The organism is Chromatium okenii (assembly GCF_002958735.1).
Taxonomy (GTDB): domain Bacteria; phylum Pseudomonadota; class Gammaproteobacteria; order Chromatiales; family Chromatiaceae; genus Chromatium; species Chromatium okenii_A.
In genome coordinates this window covers 1,034,299-1,046,844 of the sequence record NZ_PPGH01000037.1, presented here as the reverse complement: position 1 = coordinate 1,046,844, position 12,546 = coordinate 1,034,299, and the positions used below count along the sequence as shown (strand labels likewise).

General features: G+C 49.0%; 12 protein-coding genes. 5 read left to right on the top strand and 7 right to left on the bottom strand.

Features of this window, described 5'->3' with window-relative positions; all coding sequences use genetic code 11:
• Window positions 1-29 precede the first annotated feature (29 nt).
• The 5 genes from CXB77_RS16930 to glgC form a co-directional block, all read right to left on the bottom strand.
• Complete coding sequence (locus CXB77_RS16930; RefSeq protein ID WP_105074735.1) at window positions 30-1,919, bottom strand: DUF1566 domain-containing protein; 1,890 nt, start codon at window positions 1,917-1,919, stop codon at window positions 30-32.
• Window positions 1,920-2,049: 130 nt separating this feature from the next.
• Complete coding sequence (gene trmB, locus CXB77_RS16925) at window positions 2,050-2,763, bottom strand: tRNA (guanosine(46)-N7)-methyltransferase TrmB (RefSeq protein ID WP_242445804.1); 714 nt, start codon at window positions 2,761-2,763, stop codon at window positions 2,050-2,052.
• Window positions 2,764-2,775: 12 nt separating this feature from the next.
• A complete protein-coding gene (locus CXB77_RS16920) occupies window positions 2,776-3,573 on the bottom strand; it encodes a thiazole synthase (RefSeq protein ID WP_105074734.1) in 798 nt (265 codons plus the stop codon).
• Between the two features lie 50 nt (window positions 3,574-3,623).
• Complete coding sequence (gene thiS / locus CXB77_RS16915) at window positions 3,624-3,824, bottom strand: sulfur carrier protein ThiS (RefSeq protein ID WP_105074733.1); 201 nt, start codon at window positions 3,822-3,824, stop codon at window positions 3,624-3,626.
• A gap of 42 nt (window positions 3,825-3,866) precedes the next feature.
• Entirely contained in the window at window positions 3,867-5,138 is a 1,272-nt protein-coding gene (glgC, locus tag CXB77_RS16910; protein WP_105074732.1) for a glucose-1-phosphate adenylyltransferase, read from the bottom strand.
• 380 nt (window positions 5,139-5,518) lie between these two features.
• Between glgC and glgB the strand changes: the two genes are divergently transcribed.
• Genes glgB through CXB77_RS16885 form a run of 5 tightly spaced genes read left to right on the top strand, consistent with a single transcriptional unit; the run spans window position 5,519 to window position 11,119 of the window.
• Window positions 5,519-7,816, top strand: coding sequence for a 1,4-alpha-glucan branching protein GlgB (gene glgB, locus CXB77_RS16905; RefSeq protein WP_105074731.1), 2,298 nt, complete (start codon window positions 5,519-5,521; stop codon window positions 7,814-7,816).
• Complete coding sequence (locus tag CXB77_RS16900; protein WP_105072315.1) at window positions 7,803-8,147, top strand: DUF2288 domain-containing protein; 345 nt, start codon at window positions 7,803-7,805, stop codon at window positions 8,145-8,147. The genes glgB and CXB77_RS16900 overlap by 14 nt, the downstream gene beginning before the upstream one ends.
• Before the next feature lie 17 nt (window positions 8,148-8,164).
• Window positions 8,165-8,737, top strand: a complete 573-nt coding sequence (locus CXB77_RS16895; RefSeq protein ID WP_105072316.1) for an NnrU family protein — start codon at window positions 8,165-8,167, stop codon at window positions 8,735-8,737.
• A gap of 4 nt (window positions 8,738-8,741) precedes the next feature.
• Window positions 8,742-9,164 carry a molybdenum cofactor biosynthesis protein MoaE gene (locus CXB77_RS16890; RefSeq protein ID WP_105072328.1) on the top strand — a complete coding sequence of 141 codons (423 nt, stop codon included), beginning with the start codon at window positions 8,742-8,744 and terminating at the stop codon, window positions 9,162-9,164.
• A 14-nt stretch (window positions 9,165-9,178) separates the two neighbouring features.
• A complete protein-coding gene (locus CXB77_RS16885; RefSeq protein WP_105072317.1) occupies window positions 9,179-11,119 on the top strand; it encodes an SEC-C domain-containing protein in 1,941 nt (646 codons plus the stop codon).
• Between the two features lie 32 nt (window positions 11,120-11,151).
• On the opposite strand, the gene CXB77_RS16880 is transcribed toward CXB77_RS16885, so the two are convergent.
• Complete coding sequence (locus CXB77_RS16880; protein ID WP_197711092.1) at window positions 11,152-11,970, bottom strand: EAL domain-containing protein; 819 nt, start codon at window positions 11,968-11,970, stop codon at window positions 11,152-11,154.
• Window positions 11,904-12,389, bottom strand: coding sequence for a response regulator (locus CXB77_RS20505; protein WP_197711091.1), 486 nt, complete (start codon window positions 12,387-12,389; stop codon window positions 11,904-11,906). The genes CXB77_RS16880 and CXB77_RS20505 overlap by 67 nt, the downstream gene beginning before the upstream one ends.
• Window positions 12,390-12,546: the final 157 nt, after the last annotated feature.

The following is a 12,546-nucleotide window of genomic DNA, read 5'->3' as shown; positions in this document are numbered from 1 at the left end:
TTCAGCCGCTCGTAGCAAATAGCAGCGATTTACGGCAATGTTTTAACCGTATAACTTTTGGTCATTTGGTTATTGGTTTCTTTGGATTCCGGTGTTTGACACCAACTATCAGCAAAAGCGCGGATAGTTTTATTGCCAATATCTTTGACTTGTAAATTAACTCTCAAGGTTTTAGTCGCTCCGGCAGCTATAGAACCAATTTCAATCCATTGTTCACCAAATGTGCCGCATGTTTGCGCCGTTGGCTGATTCGACCATACGTCTAAATAACCAGCATTCGCATTCACAGTACCTTCATTTTTTACCGTAATTGCGGCGCTAACCATGCTATTGGCTGCGGGTGAAGTTGGAGTGAGCGCAATAGCAGTGACTTTTATATCTGCTGTTCCAAAAACCGCTGTCACCGTCTTATTACTGGTCAATATGATCTGACATTGCTTTGAATTCGCGTTTAGTGGATTGCAGTCCGTCCAATTACTGAAAATTGCGCCAGTGTCCGGTTTGGCGATGAGCGTAACAGCGGTGCCGCTGGTAAATGCTTTACTGCAATTTGTGCCGCAGCTAATTCCCGCTGGTGAGCTAATGACGCTGCCATTGCCGGATTTGTTAATTGACAATGTGTAATTCGGTAAAATTGTAAATTTTGCAGTGACGGTTTGCGCAGCGGACATTTTAACAATGCAATTGCCGGTTTTATTGGTACACGCGCCGCTCCAACCGCTGAAACTTGAATTGCTATCTGGAGTGGCGGTGAGAATAATTGATTTCCCGCTTCTCAAACGCTCCACGCAGGTTGTGCCACAACTCATTCCGGCAGGCGAGCTCGTCACTATTCCCGCACCGTTTCCAGTTTTATTCACGGTTAAATCGAAAAATTCAAAAGCATTAGCAGACTGTCCACCGCGCACAAGGCGAACATTATTAAAGCTGTATTGATAACTGTTGTAGATATTGCCAATACCGAAATCTATATTCCACGCATAACCCGAATAATTAGCATAAGAAGAGCTGGACCAAAACCACGAATTCGGTGTATTTGGGAAATAACTGGTATCAATTACCGGATTAGAAAAACTGTAATCGGCGAGAGCTTGCAGTTCTTTTACATTCGGCAACCGCCAATCGCTGTAGCCGCCCAAATGAGAATTATTTGCAGCATTTAATGCCTCGCTCCAAACCATTCCAGTTGCCTCACCAGCGCAGTCACTGCCAGTCTGACCTTCACTGCATTTCGCCCACATCAATCCAGTATTTAATTGTGTCACCGTGTCATTGCCATTATCGACGAAAGAATTAAAAGACTGTCCACCGCGCACGAGACGAACCTGTAATGCACTGTCTCGATAATAATCACTGACACCACCATCATAGAAATTCACAAACCATGCGTAGTCTGAACTGCCAACCACTGCAAAACCCGACCAAAACCAAGCGTTCGGCGTATTGGGGAAAGCGTCAGCATCAATGGTAGTGGTGGAATCAATGCGGCTGTAGTTAACGATTCCGGTTAATTCCTTTACGTCTGGCAGTCGCCAATCGTTAAAACCACAGAGCCAAGCTGCGTTAGCATTCGCAACATAATCAGCGGCTTGATTAAAAGTGTAGCTCGTATCGCTAATGCTTGCTTGCCAAATTAAACGGGTAACGTTGTCGCGGACGCAAATATGATCGGTAGCATCGGCGGGCAATTCATTTCCCGATCCATCCAATTTAGTAAAATCAAAACCGTTGCTGCCAAATTCAGCGTCTTGACCGGGAAAAACAGCGACCGGACACGGCAAGCCGTTTTGCGCAGCATTCGCGCAGGTGGTGATGCCAGTGTCATTGAGACCGGCATAAACGATGGGCACTGCCAGCAATAAGGCAACAATTCCCGTCCAGCGTGCAAGCGAATAAAAAAAGCCAGTGCGGTTAAACATCGAAGGTTCTCCAGTGGATGAATAGAAACTGAAGTGTATGTCAGGATAACGCAACAAAAAGTATGCTTTAACCAATAAAAAACTACGCTGCGTTGATGGTGAATCTTTTATTGTTAATATGCGGCGTAAATTACTGCCGTTGAAAAATTAAATCACAAACACGATGACCAAGTCGGTCGCCGCGTTGTTCAAAACGAGTGAATGGACGTGATGCGGGACGTGGCGCAAATTGACCTGCGCCAGCAGTGTTTAAGAATTGCGCAGACTTTTCGAGAATTTCTAGCATTTCAATCGCGTAAGATTCCCAATCCGTTGCGGCATGAAATACTCCGCCGGAATGAATGACTTGTGCCAGCATTTCAATTAACGCTGCATTCAAAATGCGACGTTTATGATGACGGCGTTTCGGCCAAGGATCAGGAAAGAATAGTTGCACGGCGGCGAGACTGGCTGGCGGAATGCCTTGGGTGAGTATTTCAATCGCGTCGTGTCGAATAATCCGCACATTATTTAATTGACGGCGTTCAATTTCCAAGAGCAAATGGCCGACGCCGGGGCGATGCACTTCAATTCCTAGCCAATTGCGTTCCGGTTCGCGCTCGGCCATGGTTGCTAATGAATCACCATTGCCAAAACCAATTTCCAAGGTAACTGGATTGGTATTGCCAAATAATGCCGTGAAATTAAGCGCAGCAGCGGGTGTCCATTCCACGCCAAAACGCGACCACAATTCCGCAAATGCCCGCTGCTGCGCCAGCGTTAAGCGTCCTTGGCGCAATACGAAACTGCGCACCGGACGCAGCGGGCGTCGCGTTAATTCAATTAAATAATCCGATGAATTCACGAAAGAAATTGCTCAGAAAAATAGCCCTTCAATCGGCGAAGAAGCAGAAGCAAAACGTTTAGCAGGCATTCGTCCAGCCAGAAACGCATCGCGTCCGGCTTCAATTGCTTTACGCATTGCCCGCGCCATCAATACCGGATTTTTTGCTGCGGCAATTGCGGTATTCATTAATACACCGTCGCAGCCCAATTCCATTGCTATTGCTGCATCTGATGCAGTGCCCACGCCAGCATCAACTAATACTGGAACCTTTGCATTTTCAACAATGGTGCGGATATTAAGCGGATTGCGAATACCTAAACCAGAACCAATTGGCGCAGCCAGCGGCATAATTACCACGCAACCAATTGCTTCTAATTCTCGCGCCACAATTGGATCGTCATTGGTATAAACCATCACATCAAAGCCGTCATTGACCAGCACTTCGGCAGCTTTTAATGTCGCAATCACGTCTGGAAACAACGTTTTTTCATCGCCGAGCACTTCCAATTTGACCAGTTTGTGCCCGTCGAGCAGTTCCCGCGCCAGCCGACAGGTGCGGATCGCAGTTTCGGCGTCATAACAGCCAGCGGTGTTGGGCAAAATGGTGTAACGCGACGGCGGCAGCACGTCGAGAATGTTCGGCTCGCCGGGGTTTTGACCGATATTGGCGCGGCGCACGGCGATGGTGACGATTTCCGCGCCGCTTTCGGCAATTGCCGCTGCGGTTTCGTCCATATCCTTATATTTGCCAGTTCCGACCAACAGCCGCGAGTGATATTCACGTCCGGCGATGATGAGAGAATCAATTGCAGGTGTTTCAATAGCCATGAGGGTTTAGTTCTAAATGTCTGAATGGTAAACTGAAAATCAGCGGAGCATTAACCGCCACCGACGGCGTGGATGATTTCAACCCGATCATCTGGCGCGAGCAGATGATCGGTGAAGGTGCTGCGCGGAACCAATTCCGCGTTGACTTCAATCGCCAGCCGCTGCCCGGTAAGCGCCAGCTGCGCTACGAGATCAGCGAGGGTGCTGTGATCGGAAATTTCAGTGGAGGTTCCGTTGAGGACGATGTGCATCGGTGTAAACGATCTAACTGGTTGAATGAAAATGGAGAACTTTTAGCGAACGTGATTGGCGTCTTGCCCCAGCATTTCCGGCGTGACCAGCGTGATGCCGCCTTCACTGACATGAAAACCCGCCTTGCGATCGTCATCAGGATCAAGCCCAATTTTGGTGCCTTCGGCGATGCGGCAATAGCGATCAATCACGGCGTTGCGAATGATGCAATAGCGCCCGACGACAACATCAGGAAGAATCACTGAATCGGAGACGCAGGCGTAAGAATTCACGCGGACGTTAGAAAATAGCAGCGAATGGCGCACCGTTGCGCCGGAAATCACGCAGCCACCAGACACCATCGAATCGACCGCCATGCCGCGTCGATCTGCGTCATCAAACACGAATTTAGCGGGCGGTAATTGCTCTTGATAGGTCCAAATCGGCCATTTTTTATCGTATAAATTGAGCGGCGGCGTGACGCCAATTAGCTCTAAATTGGCTTCCCAAAACGCATCGACCGTGCCGACATCGCGCCAATACGCTTGTTCGCCGCTGCGCAGATCGCGGAAGGTATAGGCCATGATGCGATGCTCGGCGAGCACACGAGGAATGATGTCTTTACCAAAATCGTGACTGGATTCAGACATTTCAGCATCTTTAAGTAATTGATCAAACAGAAAATCACGATTGAAAACGTAAATGCCCATTGATGCGAGACAACGATCCGGTTGATCAGCCAGCGTTTCGGGATCTGCCGGTTTTTCAGCAAAACGCAGGACGCGCTGCTGCTCATCTACAGCCATCACGCCAAATTCGCTAGCGCGTTCCACTGGCACTTGTAAACAACCAACCGTCATTTCCGCTTTACGATCAACGTGATAAGCAATCATCGCGCCGTAATCCATTTTATAAACGTGATCACCAGCCAGAATTAAAATGTATTCAGGATTGTGGTCGCGGATGATGTCGAGATTTTGATACACCGCATCCGCAGTTCCGGCATACCACGCAGTTTCAGTAACGCGCTGTTGTGCCGGCCATAATTCGACAAATTCGCCAAATTCTCCGCGCAAAAAGCCCCAACCTTTTTGAATGTGTAAAATCAATGAATGCGCTTTGTATTGCGTTAACACACCAATACGCCGAATACCAGAATTGATACAGTTTGAAAGTGGGAAATCAACGATCCGAAACTTGCCACCAAAAGGCACGGCCGGTTTAGAACGCCACGCGGTGAGATGTTTCAGTCGCGACCCGCGTCCTCCTGCCAAGATGAGTGCCAAGGTGTCACGGGTGAGACGACTGATGAATCGAGGATGGGATTGCGGCATAACGTCAACTCCTATCATTTAAGGGCGGACTTACCGCTACTAAAAACCGATGAAAATCTCAAAGGTCTGTAATACGCCGTCGCTGCCATTGCCTTGAAAGGATTTCAAGGTCTGATATGACTCTTGCGTATGGATTAACGTCTAGCCGTAGCGGGTCTGGACGGAGCAAAAAGCACGGAAGATAGCGTATCGACACGCTTAAAGCCGTGTCAAGTTACCATAAAAAGATAGGTTTTCTGAGAAAAGGACAGATTTTAGTCAACAGTGACGAGCCCAGAGGATCGGCTTGTCTGACTTCCCTATGTTAACATCAAGACCACTTGCAACCCTTCGATCTTCAAATCAGGGTTCGCGTCTAAATCGCACAGGAGCTACCAATTATGGCATCCGCACAGGGCTTTACCTCGAAACTTCCCGAACCTTTATTACGTATTATTGAAGCGCGTCATTATGATCCATTTGAAGTATTGGGTCGTCATCTTGACGGAACCAAAGCCATTGTGCGGGCATTTTTACCGATGGCGGAAACAGCAACTTTGGTTGAAGCAAAAGAGCCATTTAATCGCATTGAAGGCACTGACTTTTTTATTTGGGAAGGTAACGCAGCCAAAGTCCCTGAACGTTATCAAATTGAATGGCAAGATGGCGCTGGCGTCACCCACTGCGCCCACGATCCCTATTGTTTTCCATTGCAATTAGAAGACTTCGATTTACATTTATTTGGTGAAGGTCGTCATTGGCACGCGTATCGTTTTCTGGGTTCGCATTTACGCACCGTTGAAGGTGTTATTGGTGTGCAATTCGGGGTCTGGGCACCAAATGCAGAACGTGTCAGTGTGGTTGGCGATTTCAATGGCTGGGATGGACGTGCACATCCTATGCGCGTGCGCAGCGGCAGTGGCGTATGGGAATTATTTATTCCCGGTTTAGAACCCGGTGGTTTTTATAAATACGAATTACGCGACCGCGCCACCAATATCCACATTAAAATTGATCCTTATGCGCAGGCATTTCAAGAACGCCCGCAAACTGCTGGGTTAATTTGTCCGCCGAGTCATTTTGAATGGACAGATGCTGATTGGATAAAAGCGCGAGCAGAATCGAATTGGCAACATCAAGCATTTTCGGTTTATGAAGTCCATCTTGGTTCATGGATGCGCGATGACGATGGCAACTTTTTGAATTATCGAATACTGGCAAAACAGCTCGGCGATTATGTCACTGAATTGGGTTTTACCCATATTGAATTGCTGCCAATTACAGAGCATCCACTGGACGCATCTTGGGGCTACCAATGCACTGGTTATTTCGCACCGAGCGCCCGTTTCGGAACACCAGATGATTTCCGATTTTTCGTTGATTATCTGCATCAGCAAGGAATTGGCATATTATTGGATTGGGTTCCGGCACATTTCCCTAAAGACGCCTACGCGCTGGCGCGATTTGATGGTACTGCATTGTATGAACATGCTGATCCGCGCATGGGTGAACATAAAGATTGGGGCACACTCATTTTTAACTTTGGACGCAATGAAGTTAAGAACTTTTTATTATCCAGTGCGCTCTATTGGTTAGATGAATTTCATTTGGATGGTTTGCGCGTTGACGCAGTGGCATCAATGCTCTATCTCGATTATTCGCGTAATGCTGGCGAATGGATTCCGAATAAATACGGCGGCAATGAGAATTTGGAAGCAGTTGATTTTGTGCGCCAATTAAATATGGTCACGCACGAACAGCATCCCGGAACTTTGATGATTGCTGAAGAATCCACCGCATGGCCAGCGGTATCACGTCCAACTTATTTGGGCGGGCTTGGTTTCAGTATGAAATGGAATATGGGTTGGATGCACGATACGCTGTCTTATATGCAGAAAGACCCGATTTATCGCCATTTTCATCACGATTTATTGACCTTCGGTTTGCTCTACGCTTTTACCGAAAACTTTGTGCTGCCGTTTTCACACGATGAAGTGGTTCATGGCAAAAAATCAATGCTGGATAAAATGCCCGGCGATGGTTGGCAGAAGTTCGCCAGTTTGCGCTTGCTTTACACCTTTATGTTCAGTTATCCCGGTAAAAAGCTATTGTTTCAAGGCTGCGAATTTGGGCAGGGTGAAGAATGGAATTTTGCAGGATCACTCGATTGGGAATTATTAGAACGTCCGCAGCATTTGGGATTAAAAACCCTAGTGTCTGATTTGAATCATCTGCATCGTCAATTGCCAGCATTGCATGAAGTTGATTTTGAACCGGCTGGCTTTGAGTGGATTGATTGCCATGACAGTTCGCAATCCGTATTAAGTTATGTGCGCAAAAGCAAATCCGGTGATGAAATTGTCGCCTGTGCATTCAATTTTACGCCAGTGCCGCGCAATAACTATCGTATTGGCGTCCCGGAAGCAGGATTTTACCGCGAGGCAATGAATTCTGATTCAGAAGTATATGGCGGTAGCAATGTTGGTAATCAGGGCGGAGTAGCGTCAGAGCCAGTGAGTTGGATGGGACGCCCGTATTCAATTCCAATTGCACTGCCACCGCTCGGTGGATTGATTATGGTGTATACGCCAAAAAAACCGGCGTCCGCACAATTATCAATTAAAGCTGCGGCAAATGATGAAGATGCAGCGCAAAGTGAGGAAGTCGCAACGGATGCGTTGTCCGATGACACTGCCTGACGAATTGCCAACGGACGCTTTGTCCGTTGATTTTGATGAAGAAACCGAGTTGCGCCAGACGCTAAATCAGCAAACGGCGCAATTGGCGTGGCGGGAATTGCAACGCTTTTTTGCGCAGGGGCGCGTGATTTGGGTACGCAGTGGACTTGATTTAATTGAGATTGCCCTACTGATTGCCCGCGATGACGCTGACCGTATTGCTTCAGTAATGACCGCGCAGCAGGTGCTGCCCGTTCCCGATGAACAGGCGCAACACTGGTTTACAAGCGATGCTCAATTGTGGGCAGTGGTGGTGAAACCTTGGGTATTGGTGCAAGACGTTGATGATTAGATTTTAGGAATTGATCCATGACACTATTAATTCTTGGTTTACTGCTTTTTCTTGGTACTCATGCAATGCCGATGATTGCGCCAAATGTGCGCCCAGCAGTCGTGGCAAACATTGGCATCATGGGATGGCAAGCGATATACAGCCTACTGGCACTAATAGGATTTGTATTGATCGTATTTGGTTACAGCGCCGCGCATCCAACTGCGCTGGTGCTTTATAATTCGCCATTATGGTTCAAACACCTTGATTTGCTGTTAATGCTGCCGGTATTTCCACTGCTATTTGCCGCTTATTTGCCGGGACGTATTCAACAAATCACGAAACATCCCATGTTATTGGCGGTCAAAATTTGGGCATTTGCGCACTTGCTGGTGAATGGCGCATTGACTGATTTGTTATTATTTGGCGGCTTTCTCATTTGGGCCGTCGCAGCGCGGATTTCATTGAAACACCGCAGCGGTGTACCGGTTCAAGGAGCGCCAGCACATTCAGCAAATGACGCTATCGCAGTGATTAGCGGATTAGTGGTTTATCTGTTGTTTTTATTCTGGCTGCATCGCGCACTCATTGGCGTTTCACCATTCGGTTAAAGCAATGCGCCGAGTACAGATTCAAGCTGAACCCATTGCGCTCATTGCCGAACAGGAAGCGTTGTGGCGTGGCGATGCTGGTGCTGGCGCAGTCGTCACTTTTATTGGACTGATGCGCGATTTTAATGCCGGAGTCGCAGTGTCGCAGATGACGCTAGAACACTATGCGGGCATGACTGAACGGGTATTGACTGAATTAGCGAATACTGCTGTTAACCGCTGGGCGCTGCGGCGGCTCACGTTAATTCACCGCGTGGGCGTTATTATCATTCAAGAGCCAATCGTTTTTATTGGCGTGACCGCTGCGCATCGGCGCGAGGCTTTTGATGCCTGTGAATTTCTCATTGATGAATTAAAAACTCGCGCACCCTTGTGGAAAAAAGAGCAAACCACTCAGGGTGCTCGCTGGGTGACGACGCATACTTGATTGGAGTTAAGAACATGTTTCAATACGATGTCGCCGACTCGGATGATTTTGAGCAAATTATCGTTCAAGCGGTGCAACGCATTCTCGAAGTGCCTGATCCTAATGACTTTCTAAATTGGGCACGCGAGACTATTCCGCCGCTTTTGACTTTGCCCAATTATATGGATGCGCTTGAACGCGGGCGTTTTGCCACGTTGCTGGGCGTGACTATTTGGAATGCGACGCCATTGCCACAACACGGATTTACCATTCGTCCTATTCCCACGCCAATGCCAAATGCCCGCTGTTACTGCGGCTCTGGATTACGTTACCGCGATTGCTGTAGCAAATTGGAAGATGCGCCCGAATTGTCGAGTGAAGTCATTTGGATGGTGCTCATCAACGCACTCTCAGATGCAGAATTAAAACGGGCGCTTCAACTTAACGCAGTGCCGAAGCATTTGCTGGCAATCATTGCGGATCAATGGCTGGATGAAAATCGTCCGCGTCGGGTGCTGGCGCTGTTGGAACCACTATTTGCGGAATCGCTCGCCGAATTGAGCGGGGATTTCGAGCCAGCATTCGATATTCTCTGCAATGCTTATGATCTGCTTGATTATTCACGCAAAAAAGCTGCTTTTTTGGATCGGGTGTGCGCCGAAGGCAATGGTCAACTGCAAGCCGCCGCATGGCAACGCCGCAGCACCATGCACCTTGATGCCGGTGAGTTTACGCAGGCTGAAGAAGCCTTTACCGCCGCTTTACGCAGTCATCCCAATAATCCCAGCACGGCATTGTTGGAAATTACCTTGTTGGTGACGCAGAAAAAGCTCGCGCTGGCGCGGCAACGGGCGCAGTTCTGGTTGCATCAATTTCAGCGACTGGAGAATTTTGACGACGATCTATTTCTCAGTTTCTTAGAACGCGCTGTGACCGATCCGCAAGGCGCATTGATGGATGCAGATGAAAACGGCATTCATCCTGTATTGATCGAATTGCGAGAGTGGATTACGCAGCATTGTCAACGACCGCTTCCGGTTTACACCATTGCGCCGTTTCAGCCGACGCCCGGGCGCAAACAGCGTGTCAGCAGATTGCTGCCGAACACCATCAAAACTCGCTCCACTAAAGCGTTGGAAAAACAGGAAAAATTTGAATTTTTGCCACCGCCGTCTATCAGAAAAACTGAGCGGGTTTGGCAATCGCTGTTTCCGATTGGCAAACCGTTGTCTACGCAGCTCACGTTGTCGGATGACGAGGACGAGGAAATCTGGGGCAATCCTGAATGGATACAGGGTTTGCTGGAATATCCTGAGCTGGCGGACAGTTTGGATGTGCTGGACGATATTGCGACTGCGCTCGGCGCGTATCCAGAAACTGAACTGCCGTGGATTTCGCAACTGCTGTTATGGCCGCTGTTAGAACGGGCGTGGTCAATCATCATTGCGGCAACGCCAACAGACGATATTCACTATTTGCCGTGGGAAGTGCCGAGCAATCAACCGGCGCTGCGTCTGTTATTTCGCCGTTATTACTATCAGCTTGATGACGCGAAAGATTTGCAGGGCGCAATCGCCACACTGGAAACCATGTTGCGCATCAATCCACATGACAATCATGGCGTGCGGGCGGAGTTGATGAATCTTTATCTGCGCGATGGCGACAATGAACGCGCCGTGGCGCTGGCGCAGCAGTTTCCCAATGACATGCTGACGGAATTGGTTTATGGCGAAGTGCTGGCGCTGTATCGACTCGGGCAGAAAGAACAGGCGCGAATTGTGTTGACGAAAGCGGCGCAGCGAATGCCGCATGTTTCTAACTACCTGACGCGTAAGCGGATTAAACAACCGGGGTTTAATCCGCGAGGGATCACGGTCGGCGGTGAAGATCAAGCATGGTTTTACCGCGAAGAAATGCGCGATGTTTGGGCAGCAGAACCGGGCATCCTTGATTGGTTGAAACGCCAAACCGCTTGATTGATTTCTTGTTTTCTGCCAAAAACCCCGGTCTATACCGGGGTTTTGGCGTCGAGCCCGGCGGCACAACGTGCCGTCCACTCTGCCAGCCACAGCGGTAAATCTGCCGCTGGCATCGCTTTGGCGACAAAATAACCCTGCGCCAAATCGCAATCCTGCTGGCGCAGAAACTCCCAATCAGCGCGGTCTTCCACTCCTTCGGCTACGGTTTTCATTGCGAACTGCCGGGCAATCCCAAGGCTGGCGGTGAAAATGGCGTATTTGGTTTTATCTTGGCTGGCGTTATGGACGAAACCCCGGTCGATTTTGAGTTCATTGAAGGCAATGTCGCGCAGTTGCGACAGCGACGAATGGCCAGTCCCAAAATCGTCGATGGACAGACTGATGTGTTTGAGTCGCAAGCGGGTGAGGATGTCCAGCGGCGTTCGTAAATCGGTCATCAAGCGCGATTCCGTCACTTCCAAAATTAAATCTTGCGCCGCCACTCCAGACTGAAGCAGTTGATCTAAAACAAAATCTGCAAAATCTAGCTGAATAAGATTGCTCATCGACACATTGACCGCCACCCGCAGCGCCAGTCCGCTATCGTGCCAGCGTCGCGCTTGCGCCAGCGCCTCGACCAGCACGACGCGGGTTAAATCGTCGATCAGTCCGTGGTTTTCGGCCACGCCAATAAATTGATCTGGAAACACCAAGCCATCATTGGGATGACGCCAGCGCACCAAAGTTTCCACGCCGTGCCACGCGCCAGTCACCACATCCACCTTAGGTTGGTAATAATTCACTAACTCGCCATTGGCAATGGCGCGACACACTGCCACGGGGCTGTAAGTTCGCGGCGTCTCGTGCACGGCTCTAAAATCTGGCTCGACCACCGCGTCAGCAACACCTGCAACACTTCGGGCTGAATCGGTTTGTTGAGATGTCCCAGCACCGTCAAGTGGTGCGCTCGTCCCAGCCGCACCGCCATTTCTAAAATGCGTTCATCTTCACCGCTGACCAGCACCAGTGCGCCGCAATACGCCCGCGCCACCAGTTGGCGGATCAATTCCACTCCGTCCATCTCTGGCATATTAAGATCGAGAAAAATCAACCAATTGCTGGCAGGATGCGTATCCAGCACACTGAGTGCTTCTCGACCAGACGTGCAGGTAGCGACGGAATGTTGCCCGAGGTTGACGAGTTGTCGGGCGAGCAGCTTGAGCTGAAAGGGTTCATCGTCAATGAGCAAAATGCGTGGGTAAGTAACAGCTTGCAATAATCTATACATATCTATTAAAATCTATACTATGGAAAAAATTAGGTGAAAGTGTGTTACGCTTTAACCAAGAAGGTGAAGTGATCAAACCGTCGAGCGAAAACCAAGCTCAAGATTGTAAAACTTCATTTTCGTATCGAAAGACATGGTCTGGACACGCTTACAGCCA